14 protein-coding genes are annotated in these 16,204 nt (G+C 69.7%); 7 read left to right on the top strand and 7 right to left on the bottom strand.

Translation table 11 applies throughout. The annotated features are described in order from the left end of the window. Both ACPL7H_RS12530 and ACPL7H_RS12525 read left to right on the top strand, forming a co-directional pair. Positions 1–516: a CinA family protein gene (locus ACPL7H_RS12530; protein ID WP_424797227.1), complete on the top strand. Its 516-nt coding sequence runs from the start codon at positions 1–3 to the stop codon at positions 514–516. Positions 517–680: 164 nt separating this feature from the next. Beyond that, positions 681–1,007: a helix-turn-helix domain-containing protein gene (locus ACPL7H_RS12525; RefSeq protein ID WP_424787976.1), complete on the top strand. Its 327-nt coding sequence runs from the start codon at positions 681–683 to the stop codon at positions 1,005–1,007. An 8-nt stretch (positions 1,008–1,015) separates the two neighbouring features. Here the strand turns inward: ACPL7H_RS12525 and ACPL7H_RS12520 are convergent, their stop codons facing one another. From ACPL7H_RS12520 to ACPL7H_RS12490, 7 genes are all read right to left on the bottom strand, one after another. Then, positions 1,016–2,395 carry an MFS transporter gene (locus ACPL7H_RS12520; RefSeq protein WP_424797226.1) on the bottom strand — a complete coding sequence of 460 codons (1,380 nt, stop codon included), beginning with the start codon at positions 2,393–2,395 and terminating at the stop codon, positions 1,016–1,018. 26 nt (positions 2,396–2,421) lie between these two features. After that, on the bottom strand, positions 2,422–3,228 hold the full coding sequence (locus ACPL7H_RS12515) for a DNA-formamidopyrimidine glycosylase family protein (RefSeq protein WP_424797225.1): 807 nt from the start codon (positions 3,226–3,228) through the stop codon (positions 2,422–2,424). Further along, on the bottom strand, positions 3,215–8,068 hold the full coding sequence (locus ACPL7H_RS12510) for a DEAD/DEAH box helicase (protein ID WP_424797224.1): 4,854 nt from the start codon (positions 8,066–8,068) through the stop codon (positions 3,215–3,217). Before ACPL7H_RS12510 ends, ACPL7H_RS12515 begins: the two co-directional genes overlap by 14 nt. A 54-nt stretch (positions 8,069–8,122) precedes the next feature. Beyond that, positions 8,123–8,662, bottom strand: a complete 540-nt coding sequence (locus ACPL7H_RS12505) for a YbaK/EbsC family protein (protein ID WP_424797223.1) — start codon at positions 8,660–8,662, stop codon at positions 8,123–8,125. 73 nt (positions 8,663–8,735) lie between these two features. Continuing rightward, on the bottom strand, positions 8,736–9,620 hold the full coding sequence (locus ACPL7H_RS12500) for a carbohydrate ABC transporter permease (protein WP_424797222.1): 885 nt from the start codon (positions 9,618–9,620) through the stop codon (positions 8,736–8,738). Next, positions 9,613–10,566, bottom strand: a complete 954-nt coding sequence (locus tag ACPL7H_RS12495; protein WP_424797221.1) for a carbohydrate ABC transporter permease — start codon at positions 10,564–10,566, stop codon at positions 9,613–9,615. The genes ACPL7H_RS12500 and ACPL7H_RS12495 overlap by 8 nt, the downstream gene beginning before the upstream one ends. Further along, positions 10,563–11,906, bottom strand: a complete 1,344-nt coding sequence (locus ACPL7H_RS12490) for an ABC transporter substrate-binding protein (RefSeq protein ID WP_424797220.1) — start codon at positions 11,904–11,906, stop codon at positions 10,563–10,565. The genes ACPL7H_RS12495 and ACPL7H_RS12490 overlap by 4 nt, the downstream gene beginning before the upstream one ends. Positions 11,907–12,069: 163 nt before the next feature. On the opposite strand from ACPL7H_RS12490, the gene ACPL7H_RS12485 reads away from it, so the two are divergent. From ACPL7H_RS12485 to ACPL7H_RS12465, 5 genes are read left to right on the top strand one after another with little or no spacing between them, the layout of a single operon-like run. Further along, a complete protein-coding gene (locus ACPL7H_RS12485) occupies positions 12,070–12,294 on the top strand; it encodes a DUF3046 domain-containing protein (RefSeq protein ID WP_424787971.1) in 225 nt (74 codons plus the stop codon). Between the two features lie 54 nt (positions 12,295–12,348). Then, positions 12,349–13,473 carry a hypothetical protein gene (locus tag ACPL7H_RS12480; RefSeq protein ID WP_424797219.1) on the top strand — a complete coding sequence of 375 codons (1,125 nt, stop codon included), beginning with the start codon at positions 12,349–12,351 and terminating at the stop codon, positions 13,471–13,473. Between the two features lie 58 nt (positions 13,474–13,531). Next, positions 13,532–14,449 (top strand): ABC transporter ATP-binding protein, encoded by a 918-nt coding sequence (locus ACPL7H_RS12475; protein WP_424797218.1) that lies wholly within the window; start codon positions 13,532–13,534, stop codon positions 14,447–14,449. Further along, positions 14,446–15,312, top strand: a complete 867-nt coding sequence (locus ACPL7H_RS12470; RefSeq protein WP_424797217.1) for an ABC transporter permease — start codon at positions 14,446–14,448, stop codon at positions 15,310–15,312. The genes ACPL7H_RS12475 and ACPL7H_RS12470 overlap by 4 nt, the downstream gene beginning before the upstream one ends. Continuing rightward, complete coding sequence (locus ACPL7H_RS12465; RefSeq protein WP_424797216.1) at positions 15,312–16,082, top strand: ABC transporter permease; 771 nt, start codon at positions 15,312–15,314, stop codon at positions 16,080–16,082. Before ACPL7H_RS12470 ends, ACPL7H_RS12465 begins: the two co-directional genes overlap by 1 nt. Positions 16,083–16,204 lie beyond the last annotated feature (122 nt).

Below are 16,204 nucleotides of genomic sequence, written 5' to 3'. Positions count from 1 at the left end.
ATGACCGGTCTGACGGCGGAGAACCCGGCCGCGACGCTCCTGGCTCGGCTGGGCGCGGCCTGTTGGAGCCTGGGCGCGGCTGAGTCCCTCACCGGTGGGCTGCTCGCCGACCGGATCGTGCAGGTTCCGGGCGCCTCGGCGACTTTCCGGGGTTCGGTTGTCAGTTACGCCACCGACGTCAAGCGGGATCTGCTCGGGGTGGACGCTGGTCTGCTCGCGGCGCACGGACCGGTGCATCCGCTGGTGGCCGCGCAGATGGCTGCCGGGGCAGCGCAACTGCTTGGCACCGACCTCACCCTGGCTACCACCGGCGTGGCCGGCCCGGCCGGTCAGGACGGGCAGGGAGTCGGCACGATCTATCTGGCCTGTGCTCATCCGGGTGGCGTCTGGGTACGGCACTACCGACTCGCCGGGGGGCGGGAGCAGTTGCGCGCGTCCTCGGTGGACCTGGCGCTGGCGCTCGGCGCGGCGGCGATCCGGCCCACCGGGAACAAACAAGATGCGCCCGGGCGTTGAAGCAAGTAATGATCACACGTATGCACCCTCCGCGCTCCAGGCGCCCGGCCGGCCGTCCGTCCACTCCCCGGACGGTGCCACGGGCGATCTCGGGGTACGGTAATACTGCAACACCGGCACACACATCCAAGAGTTCGATGCAGGCGAGAGAGGAGGGACGCACCATGGTGGTTCTTCGCAGAGAAATCGGTGATGTCCTTCGCGACATCCGCCAGCGCCAGGGCCGCACCCTTCGCGAGGTCTCCTCGGCCGCCCAGGTGTCCCTCGGTTACCTCTCCGAGGTCGAGCGCGGACAGAAGGAAGCCTCCTCGGAGCTGCTCAACTCCATCGCCTCGGCATTGAGCGTGCCGTTGTCGGTGGTGCTGCGGGAAGTCTCCGACCGCATCGCGCTGGTCGAGGGGATCGCCGTTCCGGACACGGTCCCGGTCAGTTTCGCCGAGCAGATGGCCATGGCCGAGCAGTTCGGCCAGGAAGATCTCGCCGGCGTCTGAGCCCGGGCTCAGCCCTCGTCCCGGACCGGTTCCCCGCCCATCGCATGGGTGGGAAACCGCCGGGGCGCGAGGAGCAGAGCCACCACGGCCAGCACGCCTACCACCAGTAGCGCCACGAACACCGCATGGGTCGCCGCATGCATCGCGACGTCGGCGGCTGCTCCCTCCCGGCGCCGCAGCACCGTGTTCGCGACCGCACCGAACCCGGCCGCCCCGATGCTCTGTCCCAGGAAACGGGCGTACAGCAACCCCCCGGTGACGGTTCCGCGCTGGTCCCAGCCGACCGTGTTCTGCAGGCCCACCATCAACGGGGTGGACAACAGACCCATCCCGACGCCCATCAGGGCGCTGCACGCCACCGGCTGCCACACTCCGGCGTCCGGTCCGAGCAGGCTCAACCCCACCCCGGCCAGCACCGTGACCAGGGCGGTGTCCCGGAACCCGATTCGCAGGTAGGCCTTCGCGGACAGGCTTGAGGTGATCGGCCAGGTGATACTCATCGTGGCCAGCACGAACCCCGCGGCGATCGGTGACAGCCCGAGCACACTCTGCCCCCAGTTCGGCAGGTAGACCGATAGGCCGATCACCGCCATCCCCGCGGCCCCCGAGGCGATGTAGGCCGAGAGGGTGATGCGCTGCGCCCACAGGTGTGGTGGCAGGATCGGCTCGGCTGCACGACGTTCCACCAGCACCAGTGCGGCTGCGGCCATGACGGCCACGCTCACCATCACCACACTGGTGAGCGACCACCACGGGAAGGTGGCTCCGCCCTGAAGCAGCCAGAAGATGAGCAGCCCGGCCGAGATCAGGATCAGCGTTGCGCCGGGGTAATCGATCCTGTGGCGCCGCCGCGCGATGTCCTCGTGCAGGCCCCGCAGGATCAGCACCAGGGCGAAGATCCCGATCGGGATGTTCACCAGGAAGATCCATCGCCAGGACAGGTACTGGGCGAACAAGCCGCCCAGGGTAGGGGCGAGCACCGCCGAGATGCCCCACACGCTGGCCAGGTACCCCTGTACCCGGCCGCGTTCGCGCACGCTGTACAGATCCCCGGCTACGGTCTGCACGGTCCCCGCGATCGCCCCCGCGCCCAGTCCCTGCAGCGCGCGGAAGGCGATCAGCGCGACCATGTCCCAGGCTGCCGCGGACAGGGCCGAGGCCGCCAGGAATACCGACACCCCGAACACGAGCACCGGTCTGCGGCCGTGGACGTCGGTGAGTTTGCCGTAGATCGGGATCGTCACGGTCTGGGTGAGGAGGTACACCGAGAACACCCAGCCGACCTGATCGAACCCCCCGAGGTCACCGACCACCTGCGGTACGGCGGTGGCGATGATCGTGGTGTCCATCGCCACCATGGCCATCGTCAGGACCAGCGCGGACAGCACCGGTGTCCGTGGATCTCCCCGCAACCTCAATACCCGGCCCCCGCTCGCCTGCCTTCCTGACAACCCGGACAGTAGAACGCCGGCCGTGCCAACGGTGGCGCAGCAACCTCGGCAACGGCAATCATCTCACCACAGCGCCGGCAGGGCTTCCCGGCCCGGTCGTGCACGTGGGTGCGCAGCCCCGCTCCCAGGTGCCCGGTGGCGGTCAGTTCGGGTGCGTCGGCGCTGCGGCGCATGAGGAACGACGCCGTGGCGTACAGCGCGCGGGGATCTGGCACCCGGTCGGCGGGTAACCACGGGCTGAGCCGGTGTTCCCACAGTGTCTCGGCCATGTAGATGGTGCCCATCCCGGCCGCCACCCGTTGGTCCAGCAACGACTCACCGACCCCACGGGAGCCTTGGGCATGCAGATTCCGCGCGGCCCCATCCAGGTCCGGGTGCTTCGCCATCAGGTCCGGTCCCAGGTGCGCGATGAGCCGGCGCTCGTCACGAGCACGCACCAAGTCCATCATGCCCAGGTGTGAACCCACACAGGTCCATCGCGCAGTGGCGAGCACCGCACGGATCCAACGACCTCGGAGCGCTTCGGGCGGGGCGGCGGTGCGCCGCACCCGCCAGGTGCCATCCATGCGCAGGTGGGTGTGCAGGCTCCAGCCGTTCCCGGTGCGGATGAACAGGTGCTTGCCGTAGCCGAGGCACTCGCTCACCTGCTGACCCGTCAGGTCGGCATCGCCCAGGCCCGGCCAGCGCAGTTCGGCACGCACCAACGGTCCCGTCGTCAGTGCTCGGGTGAGGTGGCGCGCCACTCGGGCCACGACGTCACCCTCGGGCACCCGAGCTCCCCGACAGTCCCGAGCCCGCGCGCAGCCGGAGCCCACGTGGGGTGGCGATGAACCCCGCCTCGGTCAGGGCCGCGACCAGCGGGCTCCGTTCGGTGAGGGCGTCGGCGCCGTCTGCGCGCTGCACCGTGAACCTGCCCAGCGCTCCGTCGCCGGCCCATCGGGCCAGTTCAGTCGCCGCGGCCCGCAGCGCCGCCGGAGCGGAGGTGAAGGAGAGCAGGCTCCTGGCTCCGCGTTCCAGGTACAGCACCAACCGGCCGTCCACCAGCACCACGCTGGCCCCCACCTTCCGGCCCGGCCGGTGTCCGGTAGCCGTGGTGGTGACCGTCTCCGGCCACGCCAGCGCACCGCCGTAGGGCTGCGCAGGATCGGTGGCAGCCAGCAGCACTGCCTGCCCACGATCACGCTCCACCTCGGCCGCATCGGCACGCAGCCGCTCCACGCACTCAGCCAGGGCGAACTGGGCAGCCCCCAGGCCCTCCACGAAGTACCCCCGACGCACCTGACCGCCCTGCTCCGCCTCGGCTAGCACCCGGTAGGCCGCGGAGAACCCGCCCGGCACCCGGGTCCCGACCGAGCCACGGGTCAGTACGCCGTCCCGATCCACCAGCGACAGCACCGCGGCGACGGCCCGCTCGGGCGCTGGAGCCCGTTCCGGTACCGCCGACCACCGTCCGATCGCGGAAGGAGGCGTGGGCACCGCGCTGCCGGTGCGCCGGCCGCCTGCCCCGAAGCCTGCTGCACGCAACGCCCCGGCCCGCAGCGACCGCGGCCGGGCGGGCCGCCGGCCGGCCACATGGGTGCCGGGCCGGGCGCCGCCCGCCGACATCCACACGCGCAGCGGCGCCAGGGAGTCATTCGTCAGATGGCCGGCCCAGGCCAGGTCCCATAGGGCCCGTACCACCTCCTCGGTGCTGACCTGCGCGAGCTCCTGGTCGTCACCGTCCTCCTCCGGTGCGGGCGAGGCCGAACGCACACCGGCGACCAGATCCCGGAAGAACACTCCGCCCCCACCTGCCAGCGCCTCCAGGACGGCCCGATGCACCCGGCCGTGGGCGGCGTCGTCATCGGGCGGGGGCGCCAGTTCCGCAACAGCCTCGGCCGGCAGCAGGGCGAGCAGGCCATCGCTGCCCGGACCGGCGCCGGCCCCCACCCAGACCACCTCCCCGGAGGCGGTGAGTTCATCGAGCATCGCCGGGCGGTAGTCGCTCACCCGGGCCGGCAGCACCAGGGACTCCCATGCCGAGGCGGCGATCGGGCTGCCGGCCAGTTGCTCCACCGTGCTGAGCACCCCCTCCACCCCGCGCAACCGTCCGATCTGGTGCCAGCGCGGGGAGAAGATTCCCAGCGCCGCGGCGGGCACCGGCTCTACCTCGGCGCGCAGCGCCGCCAGCGACCGGCGCCGGATCCTGCGCAGCACCTGGGCGTCGCAATAGTCCGGCCCGGCCATCGCCGCACTGGCCGCGGTGTGGGCCTGCACCGGACGCAGCGTTCCGGCAGCGAGCACCCCCTGGTCGGTCAGTGCGGTCAACGCGGGGGTGAGCGTGGCCACGCCCAGGCCGAACCGCTGCGCCACCTCGCCGGCCCGGAACGGACCGTGGGTGCGAGCGTGCCGGCGCACCAGATCCAGGAGAGCATCGGGCGCCGGGGCGGTGAAGTCCTCGGGCAGCCCAGGGGGAAGCGCCACCCCCAACGCGTCGCGGACACGGCCGGCGTCCTCGGCGATCACCCACTGGTCCTGCCCGGCTACGCGCACCGGCAGCACCCGCCGGGCGGCGGCCAGGTCCGCCAGCCAGCCGGGTACGTCCTGCGGCGTGGCACTGCGCGCGGTGAGTTCGTGCTGCGGCACCGGCCCCAGTCGCCTGATCAGGTCCACCAGGGCCTCGAGGTCGCGGGCCCGGGTCGTCTCGGTGCGTAGACCCACCTCGGCCTCCACCGAACTCAGCGCGTCGACGTCGAGCAGTTCGGCCACCTCGGCACCCTCGCCGAGCAGTTCCGTCAGCAGCCGGGCATCGAGGGTCAGCGCGGCGGCACGGCGCTCAGCCAGTGGCGCGTCACCCTCGTACAGGAACTGCGCGATATACCCGAACACCAGGGACTGGGCGAAGGGGGAGGGCTGGGGGGTCTGCACCTCCACCAGGCGCACCTCCCGCCGGTCCAGGGCGCGCATCAGGTCCGTCAGGGCGGTGATATCGAAGTCGTCCTGCAAGCACTCCCGCACCGCTTCCAGGACCACCGGGAAATCGGTGAACCGGCCCGCCACCGAGAGCAACTGGGCACTGCGCTGACGCTGCTGCCACAACGGCTGGCGCCGGTCCGGGCGGCGGCGGGGCAGGAGCAGTGAGCGAGCCGCCGCCTCCCGGAACCGAGCGGCGAAGTGCGCCGAGGAGGTCAGGGCGCTGAGCACATCGGCGTGCACATCCTCCGGCGCCAACACCAGCTCGCCTACGTCCAGCGGACCGCGTGCCTCATCCTCGGCCCAGGTGGTCTCGGGCAATCGCAGCACGATCCCGTCATCGGCGTGCATCACCTGGGCGTCCAGGCCGAACCGCTCCCGCAGCCGGGCGCTGAGCACCAGCGCCCAGGGCGCGTGCACCGCCGCGCCGTAGGGGGAGTGGATCGCGATTCTCCAGTCACCCAACTCGTCGCGGAAGTGCTCGGCCACGATCGTGCGGTCGGTCGGTAACGCCCCGGTGGACTGCTCCTGCTCACCGATGTAGGTCAGCAGGTTCTGCCGCGCCCAGTCGTCCAGGCCGGCCAGCCCCGCCCGGGCGTGGGCGCCGTCGGGGTCGGTGGCGAGGTGGCGGATCATCTCGCCGTGGGCTCGGCCCAGCTCGGCCGGGCGGGGCGGGGCGTCACCCTTCCAGAAGGGCAGTCGGCCCGGCAGGCCCGGGGCGGGGGAGACCAGGACCCGGTCGGGCGTGATGTCCTCGATGCGCCAGGTGCTCGAGCCGAGGGTGAAGGTGTCCCCGACGCGGGACTCGAACACCATCTCCTCGTCCAGCTCTCCCACCCGCTTGCCGCCGCGGCGCGGGTCCTGTTCCCCCACGAGGTAGACCCCGTACAGCCCACGATCGGGAATGGTGCCCCCGGAGGTCGCCGCCAGGCGGAGCGCGCCCGGGCGGGCGCTCAGGGTCCGACCGCGACGGTCCCACACCAGGCGGGGCCGCAGTTCGGCGAAGTCCTCACTCGGATAGCGCCCGGAGAGCATGTCCAACACCGCACGCCATACCCCGTCGGTGAGACCGGTGAAGGGAGTCGCGCGGCGTACCAACGCCACAAGTTCGGCCTCGTCCCAGTCCTGCACCGCGGTGGCGGCCACCACCTGCTGGGCGAGCACGTCCAGTGGGTTGGCCGGGACGTGCACCTGCTCGATCTGTCCGGACCCGGCCCGCGCGGCCGTGGTCACCGCAGCCAGTAGGTCACCGCGGTGGGTCGGCATGACCACCCCGCGGGAGACCTCCCCGACCTGGTGTCCGGCCCGACCGATGCGCTGCAACGCCGAGGCCACCGACGGCGGGGCCCCGACCTGGACCACCAAGTCGACCGCGCCCATGTCGATCCCCAGTTCCAGTGAACTCGTAGCAACCACCGCCGGAAGCGTCCCGGATTTCAGGGCGGACTCGATCCGGACGCGCTCCTCCCGACTCATCGAGCCGTGGTGAGCCGCGGCGATCACCGCCTCGGGCGGTACGTCGGTGCGGGAGCCGGACTGGCCGGGTGCCTGCGCCGGCTGATCGGCACCGGGGTCGGGATCGTCCAGGCCGAGCCGCCGGGCCTGGCACTCGTTGATCCGGGCTGCCAACCGCTCCGCGCCCCGGCGGGAGTTGGTGAACACGATCGTGGCCCGGTGGGCGTTGATCAGGTCTGTGATCCGCTCGGTCACGTGCGGCCAGATCGAGTTGGCCTGCCCTGCGCCCGGGCGGGTCAGTTCCGGGAGCCGCCCGGCCGCGGACCCGGACAGGTCCAGTTCCTCGTCCCCGCCGGTGGCCGGTGGGTCGGCGCTGCTGGCTGCCCCGCCGATGTCGGACAGGTCCGGCACCGGGACGGTCACGTCGATGTCCAGGACCTTCGCGATGCGCGGAGCCACCACCCGCACCTCGCGCCCACCCTCGGCGATCGGGCGTGCCCCGGCCAGGTACCGCGCGACCACCTCGGGCGGACGGACCGTGGCCGACAGTCCGATCCGCTGCACCGGGCGCTCGGTGAGCACATCGAGCCGCTCCAACGACAACGCGAGGTGCGCACCGCGCTTGTTGCCGGCCAGGGCGTGCACCTCATCGAGGATCACCTGCTGCACACCCCGCAGCCCCTCCCGCGCCGCGGAGGTGAGGATGAGGAACAACGACTCCGGAGTGGTGATCAGGATGTCGGTGGGCCTGGTGGCGAAGGCCCGACGCTGCGCCGCCGGAGTGTCCCCGGTGCGCACGCCAACCTGGACTTCGCGTACCGAGCGGCCGTGGGCCTGGGCGGCCTGGGTGATTCCCACCAGCGGTGAGCGCAGGTTTCGCTCCACGTCGGCGGCCAGTGCCTTGAGCGGGGACACATAGAGCACTTTGCACCGCAGGCCCGGGTCGGCCGGGTCCGGGCCGGTGAGCAACCCGTCCAGCGCGGCCAGGAACGCCGCAAGCGTCTTCCCCGACCCGGTCGGGGCGACGACGAGGGCGTGATCGCCGGAGGCGATCGCCTCCCACGCCTGGGACTGGGCGGCGGTCGGCGCGGCGAATGCGGAGGAGAACCACGCCGTCGTCGGCTCGCTGAACCCGGTCAGGGGCGCCGTGGTCTCCCGCGGGAGGGTGCCCGGGTCCGGTCCGCGCTCAGTGGATCCACTCACCGCCCTATTGTGACGGTAGGTACCGACACCCCGCCCGGAGACCCCGGCCGAGGCTCAGGCGCTCGGCACCGCGAGGTCGGTGATCACCTGGGCCCCGGGCAACTGTTGCGCGAGCGGGCCGGGCATGCGCACTTTGGATCGGCGCACCCCCGAGCCGATCACGATCTGGTCCTGGGCCACCACCCGCTCATCGATCAGTAGCGGCCAGTCCTGCGGGAGTCCGATCGGAGTGATGCCGCCGTACTCCATCCCGGTGGCCTCCACCGCGGCGTCCATCGACATGAAGGAGCACTTGCGCGCCCCGAGCGTCTTGCGGATCGCGGTGTTGATGTCCGCCTTCGTGGTAGCCAGGACCAGGACGGCGGCCAGGGTCTCGGTGCCGGACCGCCGGGCCCGCACCACCAAGCAGTTGGCGCTGGATTCCAGAGTGATGTCGGTCGCGGCGACCAGGGCGGAGGTGTCGGCGATCGCAGGGTCGATCTCGGCCACCTGGACGGCCTCGGCGCCGGGCCAGCCGGCCAATGCAGCGCGGGTGGGTTCGGCGAGTAGGTCGGAGTGCTCGGTGGCGCGCAACCAGGTCAGTTCAGTTGTCATGACACATTCGATACCAGGGCCGGCGGGGCTTGCTCAACCCCGCCGGCAGTGCGCCTCGACGACGGATCAGGCCTCATTTGAAGCCAGCACTCTTGATGGACTCCACGATCTGGCGCTGGAAGAAGAAGAACACCAGCAAAGTCGGGGCCGCCGCCACCGTGGCGGCGGCCAGGATGTAGTTCCAGTCCGCGGTGTACTGCTGTTGGAAGGTTGCGATTCCGAGTTGGACCACCCGCAGGTTGGGATCCGAGGTGATCGTCAGCGGCCAGACGAAGGAGTTCCAGTTCGCCAGGAAGAAGAAGACAGCCAACGCCGCCAGTATCGGGCGTGACAGCGGCAGGATCACGTTCGCGTATATCCGCCAGTAACTGGCTCCGTCCACCAGGGCGGCCTCCTCGAGTTCCTTGGGAAGGGAGATGTAGAACTGGCGCAGCAGGAAGATGCCGAAGGCGTTGAAGATGGCCGGGATGATCAGCCCGGCGTAACTGTCCACCAGACCCAGCGTGCGCACCACCACGAATGTGGGAATCAGTACCACCGGCAGACTCACCAGCAGGGTGGAGAAGATGATCAGGAAGATCGTGTCCCGGCCCTTGAAGTTCAGACGGGCGAGGGCGTAGGCGGCCATCGAGTGGAACCACAGCGCCAGCACCGTGACCGTGCCCGCCACGAACAGGCTGTTGGCCATGTATCGCAGAAATGGCACCTCGGTGAAGACGTACGTGAAGTTCTCCAGGGTGGGACTGGCCGGGATCAGGTCCAGGCTGTAGACGTCGGCTGCGGTCTTGAAGGAGCCAGATACCATCCACACCAGCGGGAAGATGGTCAACGCCCCCAGTACCAGGCCGAGCGCCAGCATCATCGTGCGCCGCTTGGTCCACAAGCTGTCGACCCGCACCCGTCGTCGCGGGGTCGCGGTGTGGTCTTGGTGGTCTGGGTGGGCGACTGTGTCAGTCATTGTCGAACCGTCCTCCGCGGGTGAGGGCGAACATTAGGCCGGACCAGATCATCAGCACCAACACCAGTACCGAGCCGATCGCCGCCGCGTAGCCCAGTTCGCCGAACAGGAACGCCTGCTCGTAGACATAGAAGATCAACAGCGTGGTCGCTCCGGCTGGTCCGCCGCCGGTGAGCACGAAGATCAGGTCCAAGCCGCCGGTGAAGACCGCGACTGTTGCGGTAATGACGACGAAGAAACTGGTGGGGCGCAACAGCGGGGAAGTGATCAGCAGGAACCGCTGCCACGCATTCGCTCCGTCGATGCGGGCAGCCTCGTAGTACTCGCCCGGTATGTCCTGTAGCCCGGCGAGAAAGATCACCATGTAGTAGCCCATCTGGAACCAGACGGTCACCACGATCACCGCGGTCAGGGCCAGGCTGGGTTCACCGAGCAGGGAGACATCGGTGATGCCCAGTCCACTCAGGGCCCGGGAGATGATCCCGGTGCGCTCGGCGAGCATGAACTCCCAGACCATGGCGACGACGACGAGGCTGACCACGTAGGGCACGAACAGCGCACTCCGAACCAGGCCCACGAACGGGAACCGTTGCTGGACCAGCAGCGCCAGAGCCAGCCCGATCACGTAGATCGCCGGTACCACGGCTACGAGGTAGATCAGCGTGATGCGTACGCTGTTCCAGAACTGTGGGTCTCCGGCCATGCGTACGTAGTTGTCCACGCCCACGAACTCGAAGGTGCCGAAGCCGTCCATGTGGAAGAACCCCAGTACCACGGCCAGCACCATCGGGAGCGCCACGAAGACCAGCAGTCCCAGGGAGTCCGGAAGCAGGAACCAGAACGCTGCGCGGCGTTCCCAGCGGGCTTGTGCGGACTTCCCACCGGTCGCCGACGGGGTGGCCGGCGACTCACGGCCGGCCGTGCGCGAGAGCGTCAGTGAACTCATATCAGTGAGCCCCCTTCGTATGTTTCCAGGTAACTTTCGATCGCCGATTGAGTGATCTGCGCCTGCTCGTTCGCCTCGGCGCCGGCGAGCATGGTGTTCTGGATGGCGTTGGAGACGGCCTTGTAGATAACCGGTGGGTAGCGAGGCTCACCCCGGCCGGTGGGGACGATCTCGTCGCGGAACTGCTGCAGAATCGGGTTTTCGAACGATCCGGTGTCGCCGATCGCCCGGGTCACTGAGCGGCGTGCCGGGATATTGCCCTTGGCCAGCCCGTTCCATTCCACCGCTGCGCCGATGGACCTCTCACTCATCGTTCCCATCAACTCGACCGTGAAGCGGGCTGCGGCGTCGGGATCCACCCCACGGCTGTTCACTACGAATGCCCACCCGCCTAGCGCGGTGACCGACTGCCCACCGGGCGGGGACGGGAGTTGGAAGATGCCGTAAGGGTGGTCGGGGGCGTTCTGCCGCATCGCCTCGACCTGCCAGATGCCTGTCTGCCACATAGCCGCGTACCCGTTGGTGAAGGCGCTGACCAGGTCGCCCCCGGCCGGCAATGTGCGCGGTGAGGCACCGGATTGCACGGCCTCCTGGAACAGGCTCAGGGCCTGCACGGCGGCGTCGGAGTCGAAGTGCGGTGTGCCGCTTGCGGGATCGATCACGTCCCCGCCGCCCTGCCATATCCACGGGTAGAAGGTGAAGTTCTGGTAGTAACTCGGGGTGGTATCGAGGACCAGACCGGCACGCTGGCCACCGGTGAGTTCCCGGCCGAGGCCGAGCATGTCATCCCAGGTGCTCGGCAGGTCGCCCTCGGCCAACCCGGCCTCCTCGAACGCGGCGATGTCGTAGAAGATTGCGAGGGGTTCCTGCTCCATCGGTAGGCCGTACACGCGCCCGTCGACCATCCGGGTTGCCAGCGCGTCGGGGTAGAAGTCGTCGATAGCCTCTTGCGTCAGGTATGGCGTCAGGTCCGTGAGCACGCCGCCGTTGTAGTAGCGCAGGAAGTCGCCGGGGGAGATCAGGAAGATGTCCGGGCCCTCGTCGGCGGCAAAGGCGGTGGTGATCCGGGTGTTGGTGGGATCGGTGTACCCGGGGATGTGCACCATGTCCACCGGGCGCTCGCCCGCCTCCGCCCAGCGTCTGGTGGCGTTCAGGAACCAGTCGCTCTGGGCGATCACGTTCGGATCGCCCGCACGCTGGGGGGAATAGTTGTTCCAGAACTGCATCGGCCGTGAGGCCGAGGCGTCAGAGCAACTGCTCAGCGCCCAGGCTGCGCCGAGGCTGCCGAGTGCGCCGGCTCCCAGGCGGAGCGCGTTTCGTCGGCTCATTGTCGTCGTCATCGATCGACTCCAGAAGGAGGTTGCCAGTCGGTCAGTGACATCGCGGTGAAACCGATGCCGTCACACAGCGGCAGGTATCCAGACTGTGCGAGTAATCGATTACACGCTAGAAGCGAGACGTCCGACTGTCAACGCCTTGACCCGGCCTCATAAGGTTGCGCGGGTGAAGCATTCGGAATTCTGGTCCGCCATGACCGACACCTTCGGCAGTTATGCCGCATCGCTGGCCAAGGACATGGTGCTGGGGCCACTGGGTGGGCGGACGGCGCAGGAGGCCCTGGACCAGGGCACGTCCCCGCGCGAGGTCTGGGCGGCGATCTGCGTGGTCAACGACCTGCCCGAGCACGTGCGTTGGCACCACCGCCAACCTCAGGCGCGCAAGCGGTAATCTCACGCGGCGAATCCGCACATCCGGCTTCCGGCGCTGTCCTAGGGTGAACCGGTGTCCACCGTGCTCCCGCCGAATCTTCCCGACGACATCGACCTGGCTCCCGGCACCGAACTGGGTGGCTCTGCTCGCTCCCGGGTGAGCCGGCACCGGGTGAACCAGGCACCGGCGCAGTGGGGGAGCAGCGTGGTCGTCAAGACCTTCCTGGCCCCGGAGGGTGGCTCCCCGGACGAAGCCGATGCCGGCGCGGGCGCCCACACCGAGGGCTTCCTGCGCGAACGCGCCGGGCTGCGCTACCTGCCGGGTACCCCGGCCCTGCTCGCCGAGGACGCCCCGAACACCACCTTGGTGATGGAGGACATCGGCGCGGCCCCCACCCTGGCGGACCTGCTCGTGCGTGACGACCCGGGTGCGGCCTGGGCCGCCTGCCTGCGCTGGGCCCGGGCGCTGGGCGGCCACGTGGTGGCCGATCCCGACGTGCTGGCGCAGTTCCGCGCCGACCTGGGCCCGGCCGAGGAGACCAACCGCCGCCTGATTGCCGCGCTGCCGGGCGCTGGGCTCGATGCGATGGCGGACTGGGGCGTGCGCCACGCCGAGGCGGCGCGGGCCGAGATCTCCGAGGCGCTCACAGCGCTGCTCGGCGACTCCACCCGCGAGGTGATCTCAGCCGGAGACACCTGCCCGGACAACGCGGTGCTGACCGAACCTGCGGTGCGCTTCCTGGATACCGAGGGCACCGCGGTACATCCGGTAGCCATCGACGCCGCCTACGCACTGCAGCCGTTCAGCAGTTGCTGGTGCGTGTTCACTCCGCCGTCGGGGTTGCGCGAGGCGATGCTGGCCGAGTTCACCGCGGGCGCGTCGGGGCAGCTTCCCCAGCTCGCGACCGACCCGCACTGGCCCGCTCAGGTGCGCGGCGCCGTCGTCATCTTCACCGTGGTCTCGGCCGCGTGGCTGCTTCCTTCGGCCCGGACCAAGGTGGCCAGCATCGGACCCGCCGGTGCGCTGGCGCCGAATCATCGCCAACTGCTGGTGAGCCGGTGGCGCCAGGTGATCGCCGAGGCCGCCGATGACTTCCCCGATACCGCCGCGGCGGCCGATGAGGCGATCACCCGGGCACTGCGGGAGTGGGGTGGGAACGGTGCGCTGAACCTGCCCGGATACCCGGCATGGCGATGACGCCCAGGCAAGCAAGGTAGGTTGCTAGCAGTGCCGACGATGTCCTACAGTGCCAGGCATGCCCCTCATCGAAGCCCGCAACCTGGTCAAGACCTTCGGTGACTTCACCGCCGTGGATGGCATCGACGTCACGGTGGAGGCGGGGGAGTCCTTCGGCTTCCTGGGACCGAACGGGGCGGGCAAGACCTCGGCGATGCGGATGATCGGTTGCACCTCGCCGGTGAGCGGCGGCACCCTACGCGTGCTCGGGATGGACCCGGCCGGCGACGGCCCGGACATCCGCGCCCAACTGGGCGTGGTCCCGCAGCAGGACTGGCTGGACACCGAACTCAAGGTCGCCGAGAACCTCCTCGTGTACGGTCGCTACTTCGGGCTGTCCCGCGCCGAAGCCGCCCGCCGGGCCGGCCCGCTGCTGGAGTTCGCCGATCTGACCCACAAGGCCGACGCCGTCGTCGAGAGCCTGTCCGGCGGGATGAAGCGGCGCCTGACCATCGCTCGTGCCCTGATCAACGAACCGCGCCTGCTGCTGCTGGATGAGCCCACCACCGGGTTGGACCCGCAGGCCCGGCACAACCTGTGGCAGCGCCTGTTACAGCTCAAGCGCTCCGGGGTCACCCTGGTGCTGACCACTCACTACATGGACGAGGCCGAACAACTCTGCGACCGACTGGTGGTGATGGACGCCGGACGGATCGTGGCCGAGGGTTCACCGCGCTCCCTGATCGCCCAGCACGCCTCCCGGGAGGTGCTGGAACTGCGGTTCGCCGAACACGACGACGACGTCGTCGGCCAGGTGCGCGATCTCGCCGATCGCGTCGAGGTGCTCGCCGACCGGGTCCTGCTCTACGTCCGCGACGGCGACGCGGCCCTGGAGACGGTGACCGCACGCGGCATCCACCCGGCGGCCACGCTGGTGCGCCGGTCCAGCCTGGAGGACGTCTTCCTGCGGCTGACCGGGCGGAGCCTGATCGAATGACCAGCCCGGAAGACGGCCCCGGTGCCGGCGCGAGCCTCCCTGCCGATCCGACGCGCCCGGTCTCCTCGTCCTCGTTCTCCGGCTGGCGGGCGGTGCTGACGTACTGGTTGATGCGCTACCGGCGGATCTGGCCCTCCACCGTGGTCTCCTCCTTCCTGGCCCCGCTGATGTACCTGGCCGGCCTGGGCTACGGGCTCGGGTCGCTGGTGGACGGCCCCGGCGGTGGCGCGATCAACGGCGTGGCCTACGTCGCGTTCGTGGCCACCGGGCTGGTCGCGGCCCAGACGATGATGACCGGCTCCGGGGAGGCCACCTACAACGTGCTGGCGCCGATCAAGTGGACCTACAACTACTACGCGATGCTGGCCACCCCGATCAGGGTGGTGGACCTGGTGCGCGGGCAACTGGTCTACATCCTGATCCGGATGACGATGGTGGCCGGGGTCTTCACCGCGGTGGCCACGGCGCTGGGGGCGATGAACGGGGTATGGGTGCCCGCCGTCGTCGTGGTGGCCGTGCTGACCGGGATGGGCTTCGCGGCCTGCACCTTCGCCTACTCCGCCGGGATCACCGACTCCGGGCAGGGCTTCAATATCCTGCAGCGCTTCGTCATCATGCCGATGTTCCTGTTCTCCGGGACGTTCTTCCCCCTGGAGCAGTTGCCCACCGGGCTGCAGGCGGTGGCATGGGTGTCGCCGCTGACCCACGCGGTGGCGCTGAACCGGGCGTTCGGGCTGGGGCCGGACTCCCCGCTGTGGTTGGAACCGTGGCGGTTCGCGGTGCATCTGGCGGTGCTGGTGGCGATGATCGCCGTCGGCTATGCCCTCGCGGTGCGCCGACTGACAAAGCGGATGGTGGTGTGATGATCGCGCTGCTGCTGCGGCCGTGGGCACTGGTCGAACGCAACGCGCGGGCGGCCGGCCGGGCGGTGTTCACCTATGTCTCCGGCTTCCTCGAGCCGGTGTTCTACCTGTTCGCCCTGGGGGTGGGCATCGGGACGCTGGTGGGCACCATCGACGTCGACGGGGAGGCGATGTCCTACGCGGTCTTCGTTGCCCCGGCGATGATGGCCACCTCCGCGATGAACGGGGCGGTGATGGACTCCACGTTCAACGTGTTCGGCAAGATCAAGGACGCCAAGCTCTATCACTCGGTGCTCACCACCCCGCTGAGCCCGCGCGATGTCGCGGTGGGGGAGATCGGTTGGGCGCTGTTGCGGGGGTTGGTGTACTCCGTGGCGTTCCTGTTGGTGGCCACGCTGTCGGGGTTCGTGCTCTCGGCCTGGGCGGTACTGGCGATCCCGGTCGCCTCGCTGATCGGGCTGGCGTTCGGCTCGGTTGGCATGGCCGCCACCACCTACATGCGTTCATGGAATGACGCCGACTACGTGCAGCTGGCGATCCTGCCGCTGTTCCTGTTCTCCGCCACGTTCTTCCCGCTGAGTACCTATCCGCCGGCCCTGCAGTGGGTGGTCCAGGCGACCCCGCTCTACCACGGGGTAGAACTGATCCGGAGCCTGACCACCGGAGCAGTGCACGCCGGTATGTGGGCGCACGTGGCCTACCTGGCGGTGATGAGCGCGCTGGGTCTGTGGGCCGCGACCCGGCGGATCGAACGGCTGCTGCTGACCTGAGCGGGGCCCACGATCGTGCTCTGCGTCGTGGTCAATCCGCGCGTTCGGCGTGTCGGACTTACCTCGAACACGCGTTCGTCCTAGGCTGTCCACAGGACGCGGACGGTGCGGCCCTGGATCCA

The sequence above is a fragment of the Pseudactinotalea sp. Z1732 genome (assembly GCF_049724975.1).
Taxonomy (GTDB): Bacteria; Actinomycetota; Actinomycetes; order Actinomycetales; family Beutenbergiaceae; genus CALKWS01.
The sequence above is the reverse complement of the archived record's forward strand: the minus strand, read 5'-3'. Positions and strand labels throughout refer to the sequence as shown.